The organism is Rhizobium sp. LjRoot98 (genome assembly GCF_964252935.1).
Classification (GTDB): Bacteria; Pseudomonadota; Alphaproteobacteria; order Rhizobiales; family Rhizobiaceae; genus Pararhizobium.
Window position 1 is genome coordinate 70,603 of record NZ_CAXUPW020000005.1, and the last position, 21,215, is coordinate 91,817.

Annotated in this window: 24 protein-coding genes; 8 read left to right on the top strand and 16 right to left on the bottom strand. The window is 59.6% G+C overall.

Going from position 1 to position 21,215, the window contains the following annotated elements:
- The 3 genes from ACSQ3J_RS17150 to ACSQ3J_RS17160 form a co-directional block, all read right to left on the bottom strand.
- Positions 1-630: an aminotransferase class IV family protein gene (locus ACSQ3J_RS17150; RefSeq protein WP_060506526.1), complete on the bottom strand. Its 630-nt coding sequence runs from the start codon at positions 628-630 to the stop codon at positions 1-3.
- The gene (locus ACSQ3J_RS17155; RefSeq protein WP_060506525.1) at positions 627-1,784 is read right to left on the bottom strand and encodes an aminodeoxychorismate synthase component I; all 1,158 of its coding nucleotides are present in this window, start codon (positions 1,782-1,784) and stop codon (positions 627-629) included. Before ACSQ3J_RS17155 ends, ACSQ3J_RS17150 begins: the two co-directional genes overlap by 4 nt.
- A gap of 190 nt (positions 1,785-1,974) precedes the next feature.
- Positions 1,975-3,837 (bottom strand): M3 family oligoendopeptidase, encoded by a 1,863-nt coding sequence (locus tag ACSQ3J_RS17160; RefSeq protein ID WP_060506524.1) that lies wholly within the window; start codon positions 3,835-3,837, stop codon positions 1,975-1,977.
- Positions 3,838-4,041: 204 nt separating this feature from the next.
- On the opposite strand from ACSQ3J_RS17160, the gene ACSQ3J_RS17165 reads away from it, so the two are divergent.
- The 4 genes from ACSQ3J_RS17165 (at position 4,042) to msrA (ending at position 8,887) form a co-directional block, all read left to right on the top strand.
- Positions 4,042-5,592 (top strand): sigma-54-dependent transcriptional regulator, encoded by a 1,551-nt coding sequence (locus ACSQ3J_RS17165; protein WP_436039638.1) that lies wholly within the window; start codon positions 4,042-4,044, stop codon positions 5,590-5,592.
- A 184-nt stretch (positions 5,593-5,776) separates the two neighbouring features.
- Positions 5,777-7,639: a DUF882 domain-containing protein gene (locus ACSQ3J_RS17170; RefSeq protein WP_060506608.1), complete on the top strand. Its 1,863-nt coding sequence runs from the start codon at positions 5,777-5,779 to the stop codon at positions 7,637-7,639.
- Between the two features lie 280 nt (positions 7,640-7,919).
- Positions 7,920-8,366 (top strand): peptide-methionine (R)-S-oxide reductase MsrB, encoded by a 447-nt coding sequence (gene msrB / locus ACSQ3J_RS17175; protein ID WP_060506522.1) that lies wholly within the window; start codon positions 7,920-7,922, stop codon positions 8,364-8,366.
- Positions 8,366-8,887 carry a peptide-methionine (S)-S-oxide reductase MsrA gene (gene msrA, locus ACSQ3J_RS17180; RefSeq protein WP_060506521.1) on the top strand — a complete coding sequence of 174 codons (522 nt, stop codon included), beginning with the start codon at positions 8,366-8,368 and terminating at the stop codon, positions 8,885-8,887. Before msrB ends, msrA begins: the two co-directional genes overlap by 1 nt.
- Before the next feature lie 124 nt (positions 8,888-9,011).
- On the opposite strand, the gene ACSQ3J_RS17185 is transcribed toward msrA, so the two are convergent.
- The 3 genes from ACSQ3J_RS17185 to ACSQ3J_RS17195 form a co-directional block, all read right to left on the bottom strand.
- Positions 9,012-9,275, bottom strand: a complete 264-nt coding sequence (locus tag ACSQ3J_RS17185) for a DUF2312 domain-containing protein (protein WP_037100007.1) — start codon at positions 9,273-9,275, stop codon at positions 9,012-9,014.
- Positions 9,276-9,413: 138 nt separating this feature from the next.
- Positions 9,414-9,719 (bottom strand): DUF1244 domain-containing protein, encoded by a 306-nt coding sequence (locus tag ACSQ3J_RS17190; RefSeq protein ID WP_060506520.1) that lies wholly within the window; start codon positions 9,717-9,719, stop codon positions 9,414-9,416.
- Between the two features lie 19 nt (positions 9,720-9,738).
- On the bottom strand, positions 9,739-10,533 hold the full coding sequence (locus tag ACSQ3J_RS17195) for an N-formylglutamate amidohydrolase (protein ID WP_060506519.1): 795 nt from the start codon (positions 10,531-10,533) through the stop codon (positions 9,739-9,741).
- Between the two features lie 222 nt (positions 10,534-10,755).
- On the opposite strand from ACSQ3J_RS17195, the gene ACSQ3J_RS17200 reads away from it, so the two are divergent.
- Positions 10,756-11,202, top strand: a complete 447-nt coding sequence (locus ACSQ3J_RS17200) for a DUF1036 domain-containing protein (protein WP_436039888.1) — start codon at positions 10,756-10,758, stop codon at positions 11,200-11,202.
- Positions 11,202-12,641 carry a pyruvate kinase gene (gene pyk, locus ACSQ3J_RS17205; RefSeq protein WP_060506518.1) on the top strand — a complete coding sequence of 480 codons (1,440 nt, stop codon included), beginning with the start codon at positions 11,202-11,204 and terminating at the stop codon, positions 12,639-12,641. Before ACSQ3J_RS17200 ends, pyk begins: the two co-directional genes overlap by 1 nt.
- 271 nt (positions 12,642-12,912) lie before the next feature.
- On the opposite strand, the gene ACSQ3J_RS17210 is transcribed toward pyk, so the two are convergent.
- The 8 genes from ACSQ3J_RS17210 to ACSQ3J_RS17245 form a co-directional block, all read right to left on the bottom strand.
- Entirely contained in the window at positions 12,913-13,575 is a 663-nt protein-coding gene (locus ACSQ3J_RS17210; protein ID WP_060506517.1) for a hypothetical protein, read from the bottom strand.
- Positions 13,576-13,903: 328 nt separating this feature from the next.
- The gene (locus ACSQ3J_RS17215; RefSeq protein ID WP_060506516.1) at positions 13,904-14,620 is read right to left on the bottom strand and encodes a hypothetical protein; all 717 of its coding nucleotides are present in this window, start codon (positions 14,618-14,620) and stop codon (positions 13,904-13,906) included.
- 86 nt (positions 14,621-14,706) lie between these two features.
- Entirely contained in the window at positions 14,707-15,729 is a 1,023-nt protein-coding gene (locus ACSQ3J_RS17220; RefSeq protein ID WP_436039640.1) for an alpha/beta fold hydrolase, read from the bottom strand.
- Positions 15,730-15,824: 95 nt separating this feature from the next.
- Entirely contained in the window at positions 15,825-16,418 is a 594-nt protein-coding gene (locus tag ACSQ3J_RS17225; RefSeq protein ID WP_112834516.1) for a tetratricopeptide repeat protein, read from the bottom strand.
- Positions 16,419-16,593: 175 nt separating this feature from the next.
- Entirely contained in the window at positions 16,594-16,719 is a 126-nt protein-coding gene (gene ykgO / locus ACSQ3J_RS17230) for a type B 50S ribosomal protein L36 (RefSeq protein ID WP_034855034.1), read from the bottom strand.
- Positions 16,720-16,903: 184 nt separating this feature from the next.
- The gene (locus ACSQ3J_RS17235; RefSeq protein ID WP_060506514.1) at positions 16,904-17,953 is read right to left on the bottom strand and encodes a 5-(carboxyamino)imidazole ribonucleotide synthase; all 1,050 of its coding nucleotides are present in this window, start codon (positions 17,951-17,953) and stop codon (positions 16,904-16,906) included.
- Positions 17,950-18,414, bottom strand: a complete 465-nt coding sequence (gene purE / locus ACSQ3J_RS17240) for a 5-(carboxyamino)imidazole ribonucleotide mutase (RefSeq protein WP_060506513.1) — start codon at positions 18,412-18,414, stop codon at positions 17,950-17,952. The genes ACSQ3J_RS17235 and purE overlap by 4 nt, the downstream gene beginning before the upstream one ends.
- Before the next feature lie 115 nt (positions 18,415-18,529).
- Positions 18,530-18,733 carry a YdcH family protein gene (locus tag ACSQ3J_RS17245; protein ID WP_037099988.1) on the bottom strand — a complete coding sequence of 68 codons (204 nt, stop codon included), beginning with the start codon at positions 18,731-18,733 and terminating at the stop codon, positions 18,530-18,532.
- A gap of 178 nt (positions 18,734-18,911) precedes the next feature.
- Here ACSQ3J_RS17245 and ACSQ3J_RS17250 point away from each other — a divergent pair, with 178 nt between their 5' ends.
- Complete coding sequence (locus ACSQ3J_RS17250; RefSeq protein WP_037099985.1) at positions 18,912-19,085, top strand: YdcH family protein; 174 nt, start codon at positions 18,912-18,914, stop codon at positions 19,083-19,085.
- Positions 19,086-19,273: 188 nt separating this feature from the next.
- On the opposite strand, the gene ACSQ3J_RS17255 is transcribed toward ACSQ3J_RS17250, so the two are convergent.
- Together ACSQ3J_RS17255 and ACSQ3J_RS17260 are read right to left on the bottom strand one after the other, a co-directional pair.
- The gene (locus tag ACSQ3J_RS17255; protein WP_060506512.1) at positions 19,274-19,534 is read right to left on the bottom strand and encodes an ArsR/SmtB family transcription factor; all 261 of its coding nucleotides are present in this window, start codon (positions 19,532-19,534) and stop codon (positions 19,274-19,276) included.
- 142 nt (positions 19,535-19,676) lie between these two features.
- Complete coding sequence (locus tag ACSQ3J_RS17260) at positions 19,677-20,456, bottom strand: sulfite exporter TauE/SafE family protein (RefSeq protein ID WP_436039642.1); 780 nt, start codon at positions 20,454-20,456, stop codon at positions 19,677-19,679.
- A 103-nt stretch (positions 20,457-20,559) separates the two neighbouring features.
- Here ACSQ3J_RS17260 and ACSQ3J_RS17265 point away from each other — a divergent pair, with 103 nt between their 5' ends.
- Positions 20,560-21,213 carry a thiamine phosphate synthase gene (locus ACSQ3J_RS17265; protein ID WP_060506510.1) on the top strand — a complete coding sequence of 218 codons (654 nt, stop codon included), beginning with the start codon at positions 20,560-20,562 and terminating at the stop codon, positions 21,211-21,213.
- Positions 21,214-21,215: the final 2 nt, after the last annotated feature.

Sequence of the window (21,215 nt, forward strand, 5' to 3'; positions counted from 1 at the left end):
TCAGTTTTCCGGCTGGAGTTCTGCACGGATCAGTCCGCGCAGCGAGTTGCCCATGTAAAGCGTGCCGGTTTGCAGGTCGGCCAGTGTCAGGCGCTGGATGCGGGCGCGGCGTGCGCAAATGAGCTCGGTTCGCAGCACGCCCGCCAGCAGGCCGCAGGAGATTGGTGGTGTTTTCAGGATGCCGGTGCCGTCATCGAGAAAGATCGAGGTGATGGTTCCTTCGCAGGGTTCGCCCTTTTCATTGAGCAACAGGACCTCGTCCGCGTCTGCCGCCGGATATTCGGCGCGCGCAGCTTCGTAGATCTCCCGGCGGGTGGTCTTGTGGCGCAGCAGTGTGTTGGTTGAATCGAGTTGGGTTGAAGCGATTGCGACACGCCAGATGGTGTCCTCGGGCAACGGGGAGAACGGTGCGGTGGTGACGGCAATCTCGCCGACGGGACTGAGCGTCAGGCGGACGCGGAGGGGTAGGTTTTCGCCCTGCATGTCGGCCAGCTTCTCTGCTGCCTGCTCCGCCCCCGCAAACCCCAGCCGTCCCGCCGATCGTTTCAGCCGGGCGAGATGCAGCCGCAGGCGGACGATGCCGGTGCCGGGCTCCCATCGCATGGTTTCGATCAGCGAGAAATCGCTCATCGGTCAATCCATGTATCGCCGACGGCAAAGCGGGCTTTGAGCAGGCATTCCTCATATTCGGCCTCGGCGGTGGAATCGAAGACGATGCCGCCGCCGACATTGAAGATGGCCTCGCCGTCCGGAAACAGCGACAACGTGCGGATGGCGACGTTGAAGCGCATCGTGCCATCCGGAGCGATGAAGCCGATCGAGCCGCAATAAGCATCGCGCGGCCCGTCTTCCAGATCGTGCAGAATTTCCATTGCCCGCATTTTGGGCGCACCGGTGATTGAGCCGCACGGAAAAAGTGCTTCAAATATTTCGGTGATGCCGATATCCGGCAAAAGTTTTGCCCGCACATGGCTGACCATCTGGTGCACGGTCGGATAGGTCTCGATATCGAACAGCTTCGGCACATTGAGCGTGCCGACCTCGGCGATGCGGGAAATGTCGTTGCGCAGGAGATCGACGATCATGCGGTTTTCGGCCTGGGACTTTGGGTCCTCCCGCATTTCGCGGATCAGGGCTTCGTCTTCTGCAGGCGTCGCGCCGCGCCGGGCCGTGCCCTTCATCGGATGCGTCTCGATCCAGCCGTCCTTGTCGACCCGGAAGAACAGTTCGGGCGAGCGCGACAGAAGCATCGGGCCGCCGAGCGAAACCAGTGCGCCATACTTGACCGGCTGCCGCTCGATTAGCGACCAGAAGGCGGAAAGTGGATCGCCGTTCCAGCGGGCATCAATCCGCATGGTCAGGTTCGCTTGGTAACAATCACCCTGGCGCAAATGCTGGTGCAGCCGGTCGAAGCGCTGCTTGTAGGTCTCGAAATTCCAGCTGGCGCGCGGCTCGGTGATGAACGGCTCGTTTTCGACGCGGCGCCTAGGCTCCGCCAGCGTATGCCCTTCCGCCGGACCGTCGAACACCCCGAACGACATCAGCGGCGTACGGCGGTTTTCTTCGGCGAAGGGGGCAAGCTTCTGTTCGAACAGGTGGCCCGCTTCATAACTCATGAAACCGGCCAACCACTTTCCGGCCTTGTGGGCGGCCTCCATGTCCTTCAGTCCGCGCCAGAACTCCGCCTTCGTATGGGCGGTGATGACGCGTGAGGGCTCGGCAAAGACAGTCGTCCTGTCTTCGCTGTCGTCCCGGAAAAGGACATAGGGGCCGGTGCCGGTCATGCTGCTCACGCTTGTGTCGGCGTGGATCCTCGGGTCAAGCCCGAGGATGACGGAGAATGGGGGTGCCTATGGAGTTCCGGCAACATGGTTCCAATCAGCCAAGCGCACGGAACGTCATCCTCGGGCTTGACCCGAGGATCCACGCCGGCATCCGCAAAGCACCCTGTCATCGCCAGTTCCCGCTCAAGAATTATGCCTGCCTATCAAGCGCCTCAAGCTCATCGATCAGCCCTTCCAGCATCGACAGGCCCTGTGCCCAGAACGACGGATCGGTGGCGTCCAGCCCGAACGGAGCGAGAAGCTCGGAGTGATGCTTGGTGCCACCGGCCTTCAGAAGTTCGAAATATTTCTGCTGGAAGCCGGTTTCGGCCTTCTGGTAGACGGCGTAGAGCGAGTTCACCAGGCAATCGCCGAAGGCATAGGCGTAAACGTAGAACGGCGAATGAATGAAGTGGGGGATATAGGCCCAATAGGTCTCGTAGCCTTCTGAAATGCGGATGGCCGGGCCGAGGCTTTCCTCCTGTATCGACAGCCAAAGCTGGCCGATATCGTCGGCGGTCAACTCGCCGTTCTTGCGGGCGGTGTGAACCTTGCGCTCAAATTCATAGAAGGCGATCTGGCGCACGACCGTGTTGATCATGTCCTCGACCTTCTGGGCAAGCATGGCCTTGCGTTCGCGCTTGTCCTTGGTCTTGTCGAGCAGGGCGCGGAAGGTCAGCATCTCGCCGAAGACGGAGGCGGTTTCTGCCAGCGTCAGCGGTGTCGAGGCCATCAGCGCGCCTTGGCCGCCGGCCAGAACCTGATGCACGCCATGGCCAAGCTCGTGGGCGAGCGTCATCACATCGCGCGGCTTGCCCATATAGTTGACCAGCACATAGGGATGTGCCGAAGGCACGGTCGGGTGGGCGAAGGCGCCCGGCGCCTTGCCGGGGCGAACCGGCGCGTCGATCCAGCCGCCATCGAAGAAGCGGCGGGCGATATCGGCCATTTCCGGCTCGAAGCCACCATAGGCCGACAGCACGGTCTCCTTGGCTTCGCTCCAGGGAATCAGCGTCGTCGGCGCTTCCGGCAGCGGCGCGTTGCGGTCCCAGAATTCCATCTGTTCCATGCCGAGCCATTTTGCCTTCATCGCATAATAGCGGTGCGACAGACGCGGATAGGCATCCTTAACGGCGGCGGCGAGCGCATCGACCACGTCGCGTTCAACGCGATTGGCCAGATGACGGCTATCGGCGATATCGGTAAAGCCGCGCCAGCGATCGGAGATTTCCTTGTCCTTGGCGAGCGTATTGGTGATCAGCGTGAAGGTGCGGATATTGTCCTTGAAGGTCTTGGCAAGCGCTGCCGCCGCCTTCTTGCGGATCTCCGGATCGGCTTCCTGCAGCATGCTGAGCGTCACTTCGAGCGGCAGCGTCTCGCCATCGACCTCGAAGGTCAGTGACGCCATGGTTTCGTCGAACAGGCGGTTGAAGGCGCTGGCACCGGTCATCGACTTTTCAAGGAACAGCTGCTCGATCTTGTCGTCGAGCTGATAGGGCTTGTCCATGCGCAGATCGACAATCCAGGGCTTGTAGTGGGCGGCCAGCTTATCGTTCTCCAGCGCGGCGTCGATGACGGCGTCGTCGATCCGGTTGAGTTCCAGCGCAAAAAACAGAAGATGGCTTGCCATGTCGGTGAGCTTGGCCTGGGCATCGCCATACAGCTTGCCATTGGCCGGATTGGATGTGTCGGAGAAATAGGTAAGTCCGGCAAAGGAACCGATCTTGCCCATCAGATCTTCCAGCACTTCATATTCGCGCACGGCAGTGCCGATGCCGCCGTCACCGGAAAGCGTTGCGGCATTGGCCAGCTTGCCCTTCCATTTGGTCTCGAATGCCTTGGACAACGTGTCGGCCTTCTCGAGGTCGCCAAGATATTCGGCCGACGTTGCCGAGGGGTAGAGATCTTCCAGCTTCCAGGAGGGCAGGTCACCGAGTTCGGCAGCCTGTGCGCCGCTGGACGAGGCGGCGAGCGCGATGCGCGACGATGTCTGGAAGTCGAAGAAATGATGCATGGACGGTCACTCTTTTTGTCGATGCCGGCCCGGATTTGGGCGGCGAAGCAGAGATCGGATATGGGGCCATGACCTAACGTCGGCAATGGATAAAATGCAAGCATTTCTCAAAAGAGGATTTTCAGGCCTTTCTGACAGGAATGCTTCTCACGATGCGGCACATGATGTGGCGATCGGGTTCTACGCGGAAAGCAGGAGGCCTTCATGACATCCCAAATTCTCGTCATCGATGACGATCCGGTTCAGCGCCGGCTGCTGACGAACATGATCGAGCGTCTCGGTCATATTGCCCATCTCGCCGACAATGGCCGCAGCGGTCTTGAACTGCTGGAGCGCAAGCGCGGGCTGATCAGTGTTATCCTTCTCGACCTGATGATGCCGGAAATGAACGGTCATGGTTTTCTCGAGGCGATCGCCGAGCGCGGCATCGATACACCTGTCGTCGTACAGACCGGGCAGGGCGGCATCGAGACGGTGGTGCTCGCCATGCAGGCCGGTGCCTTCGATTTCGTCGTCAAGCCCGTATCGCCCGAACGGCTTTCCGTCGCGATCGCCAATGCGCTGAAGATGGACCATCGCGAAGGCAAGAGCGGCCGCGCGGCAAAACGGTCGCGCAGCGGCACGGTCGGGTTCGACGATATCGTCTCGGCAAGCCCGGCGATGATCCGTGTGCTGGATCTTGCGCGCCGTGCTGCACAGTCGAACATTCCGATCGTGCTTGAAGGGGAATCCGGCGTTGGCAAGGAAATGGTCGCCCGGGCTATCCAGCATGCCAGCGAGCGGGCCGGCAAGCCGTTCATCACGGTCAATTGCGGCGCCATTCCGCATAATCTGGTCGAGAGCATTCTCTTTGGTCATGAGAAGGGTGCCTTCACCGGCGCTACCGAAAAGCATATCGGCAAGTTTGCCGATGCCGACGGTGGCACGCTGTTCCTTGACGAAATCGGCGATCTGCCGCTCGACGTCCAGGTCAAGCTGCTCCGGGCTGTCCAGCAGGGCGAGATCGAAACCATCGGCGCCCGTCATCCGCAGAAGGTCAATGTCCGGCTGATCTCGGCCACCAACAAGGACCTGATCAACGAGGTGCGCGAAGGCCGCTTCCGCGAAGATCTCTATTACCGGCTGAACGTTTTCCCGATTGCCATGCCGGCGCTGCGCAAGCGCAAGGAAGACATTCCGGTTCTGGTGCGCACGTTCGTTGAACGCTTCGCAGTGGAGCAGCGGCTGGCGTCACCGCTCTCGGTGTCGAGTGGGGCGATGGCGCTTCTGACCGCCTATGACTGGCCGGGCAATATCCGCCAGCTGGAAAATGCGATTTTCCGGGCCGTGGTGCTTGCTGAGGGTGCCGAACTGACGGTGAAGGACTTCCCGCAGATCGCTACGCAGATTCCTGGCTATGTCGTCGCGGAGAAGTCGGGCTTTACCTGGGAGGAAACCGGACCGGCAAAGGGAACAGTCCCTGAGGCCAATTATCTGCCGCCGGTCTACCCGCATTTCAGCGCTGCCGAGAAGGTGGATTTGCGCAACTCGGCGCCGGATCAGCATCCAGACAATGCGATCGCCAGCATCGATGATGGCGGAAATGTGCGGAAGCTGGCCGATGTGGAAGAGGAACTGATTCGGTTTGCGTTGAAGTTCTACCGGGGGCAGATGAGCCAGGTGGCCCGCAAACTCGGCATTGGCCGCTCGACTTTGTACCGTAAACTCAAGGATTATGGCATTAATCCGGACGATCCGTTCAGCGAGGCCGCGTAAAACCAGGGATAACAACCCGTAACGATCCGTCGCATTTGGCTGTTGTCGTTTAGACCTTGTTAGTGAACCATTCACTATATTATAAGGATAACCGATGACTGTGGCATATTTGCCATGCTGTCACCGCAATTGACAGTCATCTGAGCAGCCACGGGACGCTTTGTCCGTCGGACGGGGATTGAGTTTGCAAAATTTGTTCGGATTCAAGAAGCCTAGCGGCTCCGTGATAGCCCGCTTTTGCGCCGCGGCGGCCCGTAAGGCGCCGCGTGTTCTCGCATCGCTTCTGATCGCAGCCTCCATGGTCACGCCTGGCTTTGCGCCTCCTGTAGAGGCTGCGGGCCAGACGCGGACGCTCAAACTCTATTTCATCCATACCCAGGAAAAGGCGTCGATCACCTTCAAGCGCAATGGCCGCTACGACGCCAAGGGTCTGCAGGAGATCAACCGCTTCCTGCGCGACTGGCGCCGCAACGAGCCGACGAAGATGGATCCGCGTCTTCTCGACCTTGTCTGGGAAGTTTACCAGAAGAGCGGTTCGCGCGATTATATTCACGTGGTTTCGGCCTATCGTTCGCCAGCCACCAACGGCATGCTGCGGTCGCGCTCCAAGGGTGTGGCCAAGAAGAGCCAGCATATGCTCGGCAAGGCGATGGATTTCTATCTGCCTGACGTCAAGCTCAAGACCGTGCGTGAAATCGGCATGAAGTTCCAGGTTGGCGGCGTCGGCTATTACCCGACATCCGGCTCGCCCTTCATTCACATGGACGTCGGCGGCGTTCGCGCCTGGCCGCGCATGAACCGCAACGAACTCGTGCGGCTGTTCCCCGACGGCAAGACCCTGCATGTCCCGGCCGACGGCAAGCCGTTGCCGGGCTATGAACTGGCTGTTGCAGATTATAAGCGCCGTGTTGGCGCCAGCGGCATCGAAGTCGCGGGCGGCGGCGCCAAGGGTGCCGGCGATAAGGATACCACCAAGCGCAAGGGCAATCTGTTTGCCATGCTGTTTGGCGGTGGTGGCGACGAGGATGAAGAACCCAACGCAATTGCCAATGCCGATCTCGAAGGCTCTGACGAGCAGCCGGCTGCGAAGCCGAAGGTCACGCAGGTTGCTGCGGCAGAACAGGCTCTGCCTGGCGTCGAGAATTCCGTTGCACAGACAGAGGCCCAGCAGAAGGCTGTCGCTGCTCCCGTTCCCGGTGTAAGGCCGGCCTTCAGGGATGCCGATGCCGGCATTCAGACGGCGCTGGTTGCACCGACCAAGGAAACCTCGCAGGAAGCCTGGGCTGCCGCTTTGCCGACGCCGGCGGTGACGGCCGAGAGCGAATATGCGGATCTGACCGCCTACAAGATTCCAGTGCCGCAGATGCTCGGCAAGCGTGGTGCGAACGGTGATGCAGGCAGCGATACGCTGATGGCATCCACCGACCCGAATGCAGCGGTGTTGCCGGAAGATGTCGCAGCTCTCGGCTTCGTCCCGGTTCCCGGTGCGCGGCCTGCGGGCGAAGAAGCGCTGATGGCTGTCGCCGACGCCAATGTTGCCATCCCGTCGTTTGCCGAACGGGTACAGCCGCAGGCGGTCGCTCTTGCACAGCAGCCGGTGGAAGCTGCAGCCGAAGCGCAGACACGCGTTGCGCTGGCGCAGCCGACGCAGAAGGAACAGCCTGTCGAAATGGCTGCGTTCGTGCCGCAATCGGGTGCCGCAGCGCGCGCCACAGTCTTTGATGACGCTTTTGAAGGCAATGTCGAAGCGCCCGCCAAGGGCAAGCGTCCGAAGAAACAGGAGGCCGATGCAGCGACCCGTTCGTCCGTGCGGACCGAGCCGAAGCTGACGCAGCAGATCATTTCCTCCTGGGCTCTGACCAACGGCCGGATGGCGACCTTGTCCAAGCCGGTCAAGGCACCGCGCTTTGTCAGCAAGGCGCTGCGCGCTTCGCCGACGACGGTCTATTCGGCGGGCTTCTCGAACGAAGCGGTTTCCGCCGACACGGCCCGGTTCAGCGGCAACGCCGTCAACTTCCTGGAAGTGAAGAAATTCAGCACCAACTGAAACAACTGGTGAAACATCAGGAAAAGCCCGCTGGCGACAGCGGGCTTTTTGCATTTTGACCCCGTAGCATCGGTCCGCCGGCATCACGGAAATGTGCGGCTGAGGAAGAGTTTCTGTCGCCTGCGCCTGTGGCGAAAGCCCACCTGCGTTCCTATATCCCCGTCATCTCTTTTGCTGGCTGCGCGTTTCCCCGCTCGCTGTAGTTTTCTGCGTGACGTGGTACGCATGCACTGGAAGGCCGGAAAGATGATCCCGTTTGAAACGGACAAGGAGTGTGCGAATGCCGAAGTACAGCAAATCCCCGGAAGCGATTGCGAAACTGTCTCCGGAACAGTATCGCGTCACGCAGGAGAACGGCACGGAGCGGCCGGGCACCGGGCAATACAATGATAACAAGAAGCCGGGAATTTATGTCGATATCGTCTCGGGCGAGCCATTGTTTGCGTCGTCCGACAAGTATGAATCCGGCTGCGGCTGGCCAAGTTTTACCAAGCCGATCGAACCGGCCCATGTCGCTGAACTCCGCGATGTATCGCATGGCATGGTGCGTGTGGAAGTCCGTTCGGCCCACGGCGACAGCCATCTCGGCCATGTCTTTACCGACGGTCCGCGCGATCGTGGTGGACTGCGCTACTGCATCAATTCGGCCTCGCTTCGTTTTGTCCCGCGTGACGAGATGGAAGCGGAAGGCTATGGCGACTATCTCGCACAGGTGGAGGATATCTGATGACAACCGAACGCGCAGTATTGGCCGGTGGCTGCTTCTGGGGCATGCAGGACCTCATTCGCCGTTATGACGGCGTCATCGATACCCGGGTGGGTTACACGGGTGGCGATGTCCGCAATGCGACCTATCGCAATCATGGCAGTCACGCCGAAGGGATAGAAATCACCTTCGATCTGGCGCGGATCAGCTATCGCGATCTCCTGGAATTCTTCTTCCAGATTCATGATCCGTCGACAGAAAACCGGCAGGGGAATGATAGAGGCACCAGCTATCGCTCGGCCATCTATTACACCAGCGAGGAGCAGAAGCGCGTCGCGGCTGAAACGATTGCCGATGTCGACGCTTCAGGCCTGTGGCCGGGCAAGGTGGTAACGGAAGTGGAACCTGTCAGCGATTTCTGGGAGGCTGAGCCCGAGCACCAGGATTATCTGGAGCGGATTCCGAACGGCTATACCTGCCATTTCATCCGTCCTGGCTGGAAACTGCCGCGCCGGGACAAGGGCAGCGAAGTAGCCGCGTGAGACGATTCTCGTCGCTCAATTCATAGAGCGTTCAAAAATGACAAAAGGCCGGTCGAGACCGGCCTTTTCGGTGTTTATGCTGCAACGGTTTCGATTGCAGCGGCATCCATTTTCCCCGACGGCTTTACTCGGCGTCTGGAGCTTCGATCATGCCCAGTGCGGCGAGGTAGGTGTCGAGGATGGCTTCCTGTTCGGCGCGCTCGTCCTTGTCCTGCTTGCGGATGGCAATGACCTTTTTCAGGATCTTCGTGTCGAAGCCCGTGCCCTTTGCCTCGCCGTACACATCCTTGATGTCGTCGGCGATGGTCTTCTTTTCTTCTTCCAGCCGTTCGATGCGCTCGATGAACGAACGAAGCTGGTCGCGTGCGACGCCGTGGGCATCCGACATGGTGTTCTCCTTGTTGGGGGATATCAATGAGGGTGGACTGAATTTGTGAGGGTGTGACCTGCCGCGAAGTGCGGCTAAGGTCAAGTGACATTGCGTAACATGTGGCGGATTTCCGGCCTGAGCGGGCGATGAGGACCGTTATTCCTTTGGCTTGCTCGCTTCAAAGGCAGCCTTTTGTTCGCTCGACGCTTCCCGCTGGTTGAGCGCCCGCCATTCCTCGTAAGGCATGCCATAGACGATCTCTCGGGATTGTTCCTTGTCCATATCGATGCCGGCAGCGTTGGCGGCATCGCGATACCAGTTGGACAGGCAGTTGCGGCAAAACCCGGCCAGGTTCATCATATCGATATTCTGGACATCGCTGCGTTCGCGCAAATGGGAAAGGAGGCGGCGAAAAGCAGCGGCTTCGAATTCGAGCTGTTGTTGTGCTGTGAGGTCGATCATCGTCGGTCTCTTTCAGTTATCAGAATGCGTAGGGTCCCGTCCGTGACGGATAGCGCCTGATTTCGTGCAATTCGGGGCGGGCATTCAAATTTTCAAGGACAGGCCCAAGACGAACGTCCCATTCGGCAACGCCGCTATCGTCGCCGATCAGGTCCTGCCGCACCTCGATCAAGGCGTGGGCGAGGCCGGTTTCCATGCAGTGACGAAACATCGTGTCGCCGCGCAGCGCGCCATCATAAGGCTCGTTGTCGCCGACAACAATGTCACCGGAAACCTCCAGCGCTTCGATCAGCGGCGTGACTGCGCGCGGGTCGCTGTCCCAAAGGACGGCGGCATGCCATGGGCGGGCTACGCCCTTCCATGCCGGGGTATAGGAATGGATGGAAATGACCAGCGGTGCCTTGCCGCTTGCTGCACTGACATCCGCGATCGTCTGCGAGACGGCGCGGTGATAGGGACGGTGGAAACGGTTGAGGCGGTTTTCCCATTCCTCCGGTGTTATCGGGTGATTGCCGGGAATGATGGCGCCATCGGAAATTTTCATGATCAGTGTTGGATCGTCTTCGCCCCGGTTCGGATCGATCAGCAGCCGTGAAAATCGGCTGAGCACGGCGGGAACGCCAAGCCGCGCTGCCAGCCGCCGGACCAAAGCCTCGACACCGATATCATAGGCGATATGACGCGCAAAGGCGCTTTCGGGAAGGCCGAGCCTGCCATATTCGGCTGGCAAGAGGTTGGTGGCGTGATCGGCGAGCAGCACCAACCCGGCCGCATTGTTTCCTGCAATGATCTCGAAGGGCGATGTTTCCGGCATACAGTATCAACTCGTTTGGCTCGTGACGGAATTTGATGACACGCTGTGCTGGCAATCGCAAGACAATGGCGGATTTGCGATGTTTCCGACAATAAAAACCCGGATGTAATCGATTAGACTTACGTTGACATTCGAGCCCCATCGTCGCAAGAAAGTCTCTCGACTAATCCCAACGGAGACCCAGTGGAAACCGTGTCCAGATATCCTTTTTCCAGGCTTACTCTGCGGAACTGGTCCTTAAGCACCATTCTCCTCTTCGTTCTGACCGCGTTTTCGCCGGCCCTCATCGCAAGTGAAGCCCGCGCCGAGTTCCGTGTCTGCAATGGTACCCAAAATCTGGTCGGCGTGGCGATCGGCTACCGTGCCAAGGAAGGCTGGATCACAGAGGGCTGGTGGCAGGTTCCCGCGACCACCTGCGCCACCCTGATCGAGGGCGAACTCGAATCACGCTACTATTATCTCTATGCTGAAGATGCAGCTCGCGGTGGACGCTGGACGGGTGACGTCAATATGTGCGTTGCCGAAAACGAGTTCAAAGTAACCGGCGTGCAGGACTGCTTTGCGCGGGGTTTCCAGCGAATGGGATTCAAGGAATACGACACGGGGCGTCAGGGAAGCTGGATGGTTCAGTTGTCCGATACCCCAGGGACTCAAGAAAGCCATAACTGATGAAGCGGAATAGAAAAGTCAAAATCCTTGCAACGCTCGGACCGGCATCGAGCGAAGAAGAGATGATCCAGAAGCTGCATGAGGCGGGGGCTGATCTTTTCCGGATCAACATGAGCCATGCCAGCCACGACATGATGCGCACGCTGATCAAGCGCATCCGCAATGTCGAGGCGCGCTGTGGTCGTCCGATCGGCATTCTGGCCGATCTCCAGGGACCGAAGCTGCGCGTCGGCAAGTTCGCTGCCGGCAAGGTCGATCTGGTTCCCGGCCAGACGTTTACGCTCGACAACAAGGATGAGTTGGGCGACGCAACCCGCGTCTACCTTCCGCACCCGGAAATCCTTGAATCGGTCAAGGCGGGTCACCGCCTGCTGATCGACGACGGCAAGCTGCATCTGCGCGCCGACAAGTCCGATGGTAAGAGCATTGTCTGCACCGTTATCGCCGGCACCAAGATTTCCGACCGTAAGGGCGTCAGCCTTCCCGATACGCTGCTGAGCGTCGGCGCCTTGACCGAAAAGGACCGTGCCGACCTTGACGCTGTGCTAGAAACTGATGATGTCGACTGGGTAGCCCTGTCGTTCATCCAGCGCCCGGAAGACCTGTCGGAAGTGCGCAAGGTCTCGCGCGGCCGCGTTGGCCTGATGTCGAAGATCGAAAAGCCGCAGGCGATCGAACGGATCGATGAGATCATCGAACTGTCCGATGCGCTGATGGTTGCCCGTGGTGACCTGGGCGTGGAAATGCCGCTCGAGGCCGTTCCCGGCCTGCAGAAGCAGCTGATCCGGGCCGCCCGCCGCGCCGGCAAGCCGGTCGTCGTCGCCACCCAGATGCTGGAATCGATGATTTCGGCTCCGGTCCCGACCCGCGCTGAAGTGTCCGACGTTGCGACCGCCGTGTTCGAGGGCGCCGATGCGATCATGCTGTCGGCGGAATCGGCATCCGGTGACTATCCGGTGGAAGCGGTTGCGACGATGGCCTCGATTGCCAGCAAGATCGAAACCGATCCGCATTATCCGGGCATCATCTATGCCCAGCGCACCCCGCCGGAAGCCACTGGCGCCGACGCGATTTCGCTGGCTGCCCACCAGATCGCCGAGACCCTGAATCTTTCGGCTATCGTCTGTTACACGTCCTCCGGCACGACCGGCCTGCGCGCGGCGCGTGAGCGTCCGCAGGTTCCGATCCTGGCGCTTTCGCCGGTTATCCAGACGGCCCGCCGTCTGTCCGTCGTCTGGGGCCTGCATTGCGTCGTCACGTCCGATGCGACCGATCTGGACGACATGGTCAACCGCGCCTGCCGTATCGTTGCGACGGAAGGTTTCGGCAAGCCGGGCGACCGAGTGATCATCTCGGCCGGTGTGCCGCTTGGAACACCGGGCGCGACCAACATGCTGCGCATCGCCTATATCGGCTCCGACGGCCTTAGCGGCGTCTGAGACGGGCTTTGAACGATTGAATGGCCCCGGAGCCCATCCCCTGACTGAATTCGGGGTTGAAGCATCTGGGAGAGCTGAACCGCTTGCAGCGTTGACGTTGCAGGCGGTTTTTTTTGAGAAGATAGTTTCATCCTGTGTGCAGAAAACAGATCGGGACGAGGTTAAGCGCCATAAAGTGTATGGTGGGCCGATGCCTAAGGCGGACACTTCAATCCGTCAAACGATACGGCAGCGGCGAAGTTTGAAGTGGGTACCGCATCCGGCGGCACCACTAAGCGATGATCCGTACCTTCGCGAAGCGAAACTTGACCTTTATCTTTGCCGCCAGGACGGCGTCGTGAAGCCGCCCGCTCATAAAGAGCCTCCTTTCAAGCTTGCGCTCATGCCACAGGTCCGCCCCCTCGAAAGCCGCTGCTGTCAGCGCGATATCGCCGTCCTCGAGATCATCCGTCGCCCAGAGCTCGTATCCATTTTCCGCTACAGTCCGGAGGGAATACAGCTTGCGGCTTTCGCTCGTCACGAAATTGTCCTTCACCGCACCAAAGTTGAGCAGATAGAAAGGGCCAGGAAGCCGGGTTGTCTTATCGGCTTGGTAGATTGGAAATTCGATCAATCCGCCGCTGCCGAGGTCGAAATCTTTCAACACGTCAGCAAGTCTGCCCTTCACCGCATAGAAGGTCCCAGCACAGAACAGATCGCCCACCCGCTTCCAGTTGTTTTCGGCAAATACATACATTGCCTCGGGAAAGTCGGTGCGCTCGAGCGCACCACCTGCGATGTGGCGCCGGTGGGCTTTATACACATGCTCCGGTTCGACACCGAGTTTAAATGTCGGAGGCGCCCAATCTCCGCCATAGAATTTTTCACGGATGCCTTGCTTGTCTCCGATGCTGTAGTCGGTCATGACGCTACTGACCCAGACGGTATCCGGCATGCTGCCCCCACTCGCAATCATTCATTGCCCCACCTTCGGAAAGTCGACGTGCGGCAACCCACTGAATACAATAAAAAGTTGAATGAAGGGTTAGGCTGCAGCCTATCGAGCCGGTGGAAACGATGGGTTGGTTCGCGCGTTGTCAACATATCCTGATGGTGCAAAGCACGCATTCTCGCCCTCCAGTCGGGCGGTGGGAACGCCTCGCGGAACGAGCGGATCAGGGTCTGTCTTGCCTTCGGCGAAAACCGGCTTTTATAAAAGCAAGTCTTCCCCATGCGGTTCAGCTGCCGGGAAGCAAGCCGATGGCTTTCCTTGGACTATCGGCTCAGATGGTGATGCTGGCGGGGATCGCGACCACCATGCCCGGTGTTCCGGCCGCCGAGCCGCCGCCGAGTGCGGCGCTCAATCCCTGAATGGCCTGGTCCAGGTGTGCGCCGGATTTTTGCGCTTCGCTTATGGCATTCTGATCAGCATTCTTCTGCTCACGCATGCGGCTCACGGCTTCTTCCAGCAAAGCCTTGATCTCCTGCGCCGCCGCCTTGAATTCCTCAAGCGTCTTACGATCGGCGGCCGAGGTGGTCTTCTGCTCCGTGGCGTCCTTCATCGTGTCCTGGTAGGCCTTCTGGGCAAAGGATACGCCGTCACCGTCCGTCTCTGCCGTTTCAGGCTGTGCTTTCAGTCCTACCGCTGCTTCTGTCGTGTTGGCCGTAGCCGCTCCCCCGGCGGAATTGCCGGAAACAGCGGATGCAAAGTCCTTGGCTGCAGCGCCGACTTCGCGGGCCAGATGGCCCGCCTGCCGGGCCAGGACTTCCGGATCGAAATTCCAGCGGCGCAGAAATTCCAGCTGCTTCTTGGCGTCCTCCAGCCTTTGCTTGGCCCGCGCCTTTATGTCGGCCGCATCCGTTTCGGCCGTGTCTTTCAGCATCTCAAGTGCCCGGTCCCGCGGGCTTTGAGCATCGGCCGTCACCCCGACCGACGTGGCGTTTGCCGCTGCTGTCGTATTTCGAAGGGGATAGGTTGTGGCAATGCCGCCGATCTGCATAAGATTGACCTCCAGATTGAGGCCGCACGTTGCAATCGGCAACTTGCATGGGGCTTTCGCGTAAGCGGTAAGTTGCTGAAAGGAAGCTAGTTTACCACGGTAATCCTGGCCTCTGCCTGTGTGGCGAGTGCGTTCAGGTCACGCTTCTTGCCCGCCAGGGATTCGATCGCGGCGATCGCCAGGTCCGTGACGATGTAGTCCGGCTTGTGGCCGAGATTGTGGATACGCAGCAGTGTCGAGCCGGCGATGTCCGCGTGCAGTTGCCGGGAGTGGATTTCGGGCAGGACGACACGGTCGGCATCGCCAGTGATGATCACGGTTGGGGCCTTGATTTCCTTGTAGCGTGGCGAAACCCGCTTCACGTACTCCAGCAGATTGGCGACATCGATGGCATTGTTGCGAAAGGCGGCCGGTCTGATTGCCAGATAGGCGGCGGTATCCTTGATGTAGCTGTCGGGACGCGGATTGGGTGCAAAGACATATTTGGTCGCCTTGTCGATCGAAGCAAGACCGATTGGGGGCGCTACGAGGGTGGCGAACAGCCAGCCGAGCACCGGCGTTCTAGTGACGTTGTAATACCATTCGATACCGCCGGGCCACGGGTGAGTCGCCGGGGATAGAAACAGAAGGCCCGCCACCATGTCCTTGTGGTTCAAGGCAAAGGTCGCGGCAATCGCGCCGCCGAAGGAATGGCTGACGATGATGGCCTTCTTGATGCCGCGCTTTTTCATCAGGGCAGCGATGGCATCGGCCTGACCATCGGGATGGGCGTTCTGTGGCCCGCCGCGGTCGGAAAAGCCGAGGCCAGGGCGATCGAGAAACAGCATGCCGGCGCGACCTTCCAGCTTGCTGCGGAACGCGACCATCGGGTCGCGCAGATTGGCGCTTGCCCCATGGATGAACACGAGGGTGGGCAAATCCGCGTTTTTCGGGCGCGGTATGTAGACGCTGTTCATCCGGCGGCCGCCGACATCGATACGCTCGCCGGTATTCGGATTATCGCGTTCGAAGGCTGAAGCCTGATAGGAACTGAAGCCGAACCCGGTGGCGAGGGCGGCTAGGAACAGGGATGCGATGAACAGCATGACTTTCCTGAAGACGAAATTCATCAATCACTCTTCCGCGTGCTGGCCAATCGGCAGGATGGGCCGGTTATTGTCCGATACGAGGAAGGGGGCGCTACGGTTTCGCTGGGCGGGCGGAATTATGTGCGGTTGCCGGCAAGTTTTTCTTCCAGTTCGCCAAGCTGTTCCTGCGCCTTGCGGTCGGCCGGGTAGATATCGAGGAACTGTTCCCAGGCACGCAGCGCCAGTTCATCCTGTCCGGACGATGTCAGGATGGCGGCCATGCCGGCCAGCGCGCCGAAATGACGAGGTTCGATTGCCAGAACCCGATTGATGTCGGACATCGACTTACGGTAATTGCCCATCTGGTAATGCAGCGTAGCCCGCTGGTTCCAGCCTTCGACATAGTTCGGAGAGAGGGTAATGACCTGGTCGAAAATATCCAGCGCCGTTGCCTGCCGGTTGGTTTCGACGGCTTTGGAAGCCCATTGCATCAGGAGGTTGATGGTGGCGCTGCCGGAATCCTGCCACTCCACGCGAATCCGGTTGGAAATCTCGCGCGCCTTGTCCTGATCGCGTTCCCGCTTCAGTTCTGCAAAAAGGGTGTCGATCCGCTGCTTGGGTGTCGCCAGTTCAGACGTCACCGAGGCCTGTGCCGCGTCAGCTGCAAAGGCGGGCAGGGGACTGGTGGCTGTTGCCGCCAGAATGCTACCGAGAATCAAAAATGAAGACATGAGTTTAACCATGGCAGATAAGGTAGTCCGCCATGGCCGAAGATCAAATCAAATTTGAGACATCAAACTGATGAACCGCCTGGGACGCCAACTTTGTTGAAAGCAAGCGTACCCGAGCGCACTCAATCCATGCGTGGCCGTTCCGAAAGCACAAACTTCCGGCGCGCACGATGGATCAGCCCTGACGGGCCTTGAAGCGCGGGTTCAGCTTGTTGATGATGTAGACGCGACCCTTGCGGCGAACCAGACGGTTTTCGCGGTGACGGGCCTTCAGCGACTTAAGCGAATTTTTGATCTTCATTTTTCTGATCCGCAGTTTCGGCGGTTTTGAGTGCGCCGGTCTTTAACAATCAAAAGCGCGCTTGCAGACCGTTAAGGCCGAGCGCGCTCTTAGGGTGGCAGGCAAATAACCCGGCATCGTAAAAGTGTCAACCGCAGAGAGCCTGTTTTCGCAGCGGTTGGCGGCTTTTCTGTGGGTTAAACCCTCAGGCAAGCCAGGTGACGTGCCCCATCTTGCGCCCCGGCCGCGCCTCTGTCTTGCCATAGAGGTGGACGAGTGTGTTGGGCTTGGCAAGCCAGGCCGGCAGGTCGTTGATATCGTCACCGATCAGATTCTGCATCACGCAATCGGAGTGGCGGGCGCCGTCCGACAGGGCCAGCCCGGTGACTGCACGGATATGTTGCTCGAACTGCGAAACCACGCAGGCAGCCTCCGTCCAATGGCCGGAATTGTGAACGCGTGGGGCAATCTCGTTGACGATCAGGCTGCCATCCGCCAGCACGAAGAACTCGACGCCGATGACGCCGACATAACCGAGGGCGGTGAGGATAGCCGCGGCTGCAAGGCGGGCAGCCTCTGCCGTTGTCTCGTTGATCGAGGCAGGAACGGTCGATGTATGCAGAATGCCGTTGCGGTGGATGTTTTCGGCCGGGTCGTAGCAGGCGATGGTGCCATCGGTGCCGCGGGCGGCGATGATCGAGATTTCCCGCTGGAACGCAACGAAGCTCTCCAGAATCATTGGAACGTCGCCCAGTGCGGCGTAAGCGCCCGTGGCGTCGTCGCTGGCGCCCTTAAAGACACGCTGGCCCTTGCCGTCATAACCGAGACGGCGGGTTTTGAGGACGCCCTGGCCGGAGAAATCGGCGAGCGCCTGCTCGAGCTGTTCCTGGCTGTCGATGGCGTGGAATCGGGCGGTCTCGATGCCGCAACCATTGAGGAACTGTTTTTCGCTGACACGGTCCTGGGAAACGGCCAGAGCCTTCGGCGGCGGATAGACCGGAAGCGTCTGCGCCAGCATTTCGGCGGCGCCGACGGGAACGTTCTCGAATTCGTAGGTGACGACGTTACATTCAGCTGCCAGCTGTTTCAGTGCTGCCGGGTCGTCATAGGCCGCGACAATCTGGCCATTGGCGACCTGCGCGGCCGGACAGTCGATCTGGGGCTCCAGAATGATGGTGCGGAAATTCAGCCGGGCCGCGGCCATGGCCAGCATGCGGCCGAGCTGGCCGCCGCCGATGATGCCGACCGTCTTCATGCCTGGTCCACAGGGTATTCGGCGACGGAAGCGCTCTGTTGTTCGCGCCAGTCATCCAGCCGGTCGGCAAGGTCGGGGTCGCTCAGCGCCAGAACCGCGGCGGCAAGAAGGGCGGCATTGACGGCGCCGGCGCGGCCGATCGCCAGTGTGCCGACGGGAATGCCGGCCGGCATCTGGACGATGGAGAGCAGGCTGTCCTGGCCGGAAAGCGCCTTGGACTGGACGGGAACGCCGAAGACGGGAAGGGGCGTCATTGCTGCGGTCATGCCGGGCAGGTGGGCAGCACCGCCGGCGCCGGCGATGATGACCTTGAAGCCTTCGTCGCGCGCGCCTCTGGCGAAGTTGATCAGCCTGTCGACCGTGCGATGTGCCGAAACGATGCGGGCATCATAGGCGATGTCGAGGGCGTCAAGCGTGTCGGCGGCATTCTTCATGGTTTCCCAGTCGGACTGGCTGCCCATGATAATGGCGACGGGCGGAGTTGCAGCTTTCGTCACGTTGTTCGTTCCGCTTTGTTACAGGGCCGAAGGTCTGGCCGGAGCGTTTGCAGCGTATCCTGGCCGGACACGCACGGCTTTACGCGATGATATCAGGAATGATCAGGTCTTCGATCTTGGTGATCTTGTCCTTGATGACCAGTTTCTTCTTCTTCATCCGCTGGATGCGCAGGGCATCACAGCCCGTCTGGATCATGGCGTTGATAGCAACATCATAATCCTCATGTTCCTGCCTCAGCCGCGCTACGCTCAGTCTGAGTTCGGCCTGATCCTGATCTGGCATGCAATGTTCCCCATAAATCGAGCGTCGCTCTAGCACAGAATTGTTGGTAACGGGAAGTTATCCTTCGCCACGATTTCGCCTTCGACAAATGAAAAATAGCATGGCACACTATCTCGGTTAATACGTGGAACACCCGGCATCTACCGATCGGGTGCAAGCAAAAGGAAGGGACTGCCACATGACCATTGAGGCTCATCTTGCAACGCTTGAGAAAAAACATGGTGTTTTGGAGCAGGAGCTCCATTCGGCCCTGACACAGCCGTCTGTCCAGGATCAGCACATTGCTGACATCAAGCGTCGGAAGCTGCGCTTGAAGGACGAAATTGAGAAGATTCGTTCTTCAACTCACTGATTATATTTAGCAATCTCATTCATCGGGAGACTCTTGTTCCAGCGCATATGTTGAACCCCGGAAAGCCAACTTTGAGGACCGGCTTCAAGCGCTGTTGATACGTGGACTTGTTGATGCGGACATGACGTTCCCCAAAAGCCCGCAAGTATTGAGTTTCCCGATGACTGGCCTTTGGCGGCCGAAACCTCTCACGACCAGAACTGATCCAGCCAGAGATTGACCCGGTCAAAGCCCGGCTTGTTGATCGCATAAATCCGCTTCGTACCGCTGGCCGATACGGAAACCAGATTTGAATCCAAAAGTGCCTTCAGATGCTGCGATACGGCGGGGCGGCTGATCGGCAATCCTTCGGCCAATTCGTTCACGGTCCGCGGCGCGCGCCGCAATTCCTCCAGCAGATACCGCCGGTTGGGGTCCGAGATCGCATCGAAGGGATCAGCCTGTGACATAAGCAAAAGCTAGGAGAAATCAGGACGCCCGGCAAGTAAATTGTGCGGTGCGGTAGAGAAATTTTGCCTTGCGGTATGCAATCGCCGCGTGCCGAACCCGGGCAGTTGCCTCCGACATGCCGGGGCCGGTGCCGCCGGGCGTTCAGGACCCTGCAACAAGCGCGATAATTCCGTCGTAGACGAGCTTGGAGCCGGCCAGAAATGCCATCGTGTACATGAACGGATAAAATACCTGCGGCTGCATCCGCCGGACAACCCAGGCGCCCACCATGGTGGCCAGCATGGCCAGCGGAAACAGCGTCAGCGACGTGGTCAGATTGCTGAGATCGAGCTGCCCGAGCGCGAAATAGGGAATGAGCTTGACGGCGTTGAGGATGGCAAAGAACCGGACGATCGTGCCGGTATACACGCGCGGCGGCAGTTTCAGCGGCAGGGTGTAGATCTGGAACGGTGGGCCGCCTGCATGGGCGACGAAGCTGCCGTAACCGGCGAGGCCGCCAAAAAACGTAGCCTGAACCGGTCTTTGCGGCTTGGCGGGCGTGATGATGCCGCGTCGCGCGCGCCAGAGATTGTAGACGTAGCGCAAGACGAAAAGAACGGTAATCACCCCGATGATCAGCCTGAGCGCATCGCGCGGAACATACGCGGCTGTGGCCCAGCCGATGACGATGCCGACGAGGGCGCCCGGCAGGAGGATCTTGAGCGTCGTCATGTCGCCATGCTTTCGCCATGTCCAGAGCGCTACCAGGTCCATGGCAATCAGGATCGGCAAAAGAAGTGCCGCCGCCTGTACCGGCGAGACGGCCAGCGATAGAAGCGGCACGCCCATCAGCGAAAGTGCTTCTCCCATGCCGCCCTTGCTGAAGCCGACGAGCAGCACTGCGGGAATGGCAATGGCATAGAATTGGAAATCAGGAAGCATGGGTATCGGTTGATCCTTTTGCCGCTAGGGTCTATCGCTTTTGCAGATTGAAATCGAGTAGGGGTGACGCGCGGGTGCGTATTTCACCGGGAATAGAGATATTATGAGCAATACAGATAATCGCTGCCGCCTCGTCCTCATCGTGCCGGATATCGCCGATATCGACAGCCGGGCGCACATTTTGGGCGATGCGCTGCGCGGTGGCGATGTCGGCTCCGTGATCGTGCCACAATACGGCCTGGACGATCATACGTTCCAGAAGCACGCCGAAGTGCTGGTTCCTGTCATCCAGAAAGCGGGCGCGGCAGCGTTGATTGCGGGCGATACACGCGTTGCTGGCCGTGCCAAGGCTGACGGCCTGCATGTGACAGGCAATGCCGCGGAACTGGCGGAGACAGTGGAAAAATTCACACCCAAGCTGATCGTCGGCGGCGGCAATGCCGCCGATCGGCACCATGCACTGGAAATGGGTGAAATTCGCCCAGACTATGTGTTCTTCGGCAAGATCGATGGCGATATCAAGCCGGAAGCGCATCCGAAGAATGTGGCGCTGGCCGAATGGTGGGCCTCGATGATCGAAATTCCCTGCATCGTCATGGGCGGCACGGATCCGGAATCGGTGCTGGCCGTTGCCGAAAGCGGCGCCGAATTCGTCGCCTTGCGGCTGGCCGTGTTTGCGGCGCCCGAACAGGCCCGGGCCATCGTTGCAAGCGTCAATGCGCTTCTTGACGAAAAAGCGCCACGGTTTGAAGCTTAAGA

Bases quoted from the DNA above. Each gene is read 5' to 3' on its own strand.
- ACSQ3J_RS17260 (WP_436039642.1), bottom strand. From the start codon at position 20,456: ATGCTTCCTGATTTCCAATTCTATGCCATTGCCATTCCCGCAGTGCTG.
- ACSQ3J_RS17160 (WP_060506524.1), bottom strand. From the start codon at position 3,837: ATGCATCATTTCTTCGACTTCCAGACATCGTCGCGCATCGCGCTCGCC.
- ACSQ3J_RS17225 (WP_112834516.1), bottom strand. From the start codon at position 16,418: ATGTCTTCATTTTTGATTCTCGGTAGCATTCTGGCGGCAACAGCCACC.
- msrB (WP_060506522.1), top strand. From the start codon at position 7,920: ATGCCGAAGTACAGCAAATCCCCGGAAGCGATTGCGAAACTGTCTCCG.
- ACSQ3J_RS17165 (WP_436039638.1), top strand. From the start codon at position 4,042: ATGACATCCCAAATTCTCGTCATCGATGACGATCCGGTTCAGCGCCGG.
- ACSQ3J_RS17245 (WP_037099988.1), bottom strand. From the start codon at position 18,733: ATGCCAGATCAGGATCAGGCCGAACTCAGACTGAGCGTAGCGCGGCTG.
- msrA (WP_060506521.1), top strand. From the start codon at position 8,366: ATGACAACCGAACGCGCAGTATTGGCCGGTGGCTGCTTCTGGGGCATG.
- ACSQ3J_RS17185 (WP_037100007.1), bottom strand. From the start codon at position 9,275: ATGTCGGATGCCCACGGCGTCGCACGCGACCAGCTTCGTTCGTTCATC.
- ACSQ3J_RS17250 (WP_037099985.1), top strand. From the start codon at position 18,912: ATGACCATTGAGGCTCATCTTGCAACGCTTGAGAAAAAACATGGTGTT.
- ACSQ3J_RS17220 (WP_436039640.1), bottom strand. From the start codon at position 15,729: ATGAATTTCGTCTTCAGGAAAGTCATGCTGTTCATCGCATCCCTGTTC.
- ACSQ3J_RS17215 (WP_060506516.1), bottom strand. From the start codon at position 14,620: ATGCAGATCGGCGGCATTGCCACAACCTATCCCCTTCGAAATACGACA.
- pyk (WP_060506518.1), top strand. From the start codon at position 11,202: ATGAAGCGGAATAGAAAAGTCAAAATCCTTGCAACGCTCGGACCGGCA.
- ACSQ3J_RS17255 (WP_060506512.1), bottom strand. From the start codon at position 19,534: ATGTCACAGGCTGATCCCTTCGATGCGATCTCGGACCCCAACCGGCGG.
- ACSQ3J_RS17210 (WP_060506517.1), bottom strand. From the start codon at position 13,575: ATGCCGGATACCGTCTGGGTCAGTAGCGTCATGACCGACTACAGCATC.
- ACSQ3J_RS17195 (WP_060506519.1), bottom strand. From the start codon at position 10,533: ATGCCGGAAACATCGCCCTTCGAGATCATTGCAGGAAACAATGCGGCC.
- ykgO (WP_034855034.1), bottom strand. From the start codon at position 16,719: ATGAAGATCAAAAATTCGCTTAAGTCGCTGAAGGCCCGTCACCGCGAA.
- ACSQ3J_RS17235 (WP_060506514.1), bottom strand. From the start codon at position 17,953: ATGAAGACGGTCGGCATCATCGGCGGCGGCCAGCTCGGCCGCATGCTG.
- ACSQ3J_RS17155 (WP_060506525.1), bottom strand. From the start codon at position 1,784: ATGACCGGCACCGGCCCCTATGTCCTTTTCCGGGACGACAGCGAAGAC.
- ACSQ3J_RS17190 (WP_060506520.1), bottom strand. From the start codon at position 9,719: ATGATCGACCTCACAGCACAACAACAGCTCGAATTCGAAGCCGCTGCT.
- ACSQ3J_RS17265 (WP_060506510.1), top strand. From the start codon at position 20,560: ATGAGCAATACAGATAATCGCTGCCGCCTCGTCCTCATCGTGCCGGAT.
- ACSQ3J_RS17150 (WP_060506526.1), bottom strand. From the start codon at position 630: ATGAGCGATTTCTCGCTGATCGAAACCATGCGATGGGAGCCCGGCACC.
- purE (WP_060506513.1), bottom strand. From the start codon at position 18,414: ATGGGCAGCCAGTCCGACTGGGAAACCATGAAGAATGCCGCCGACACG.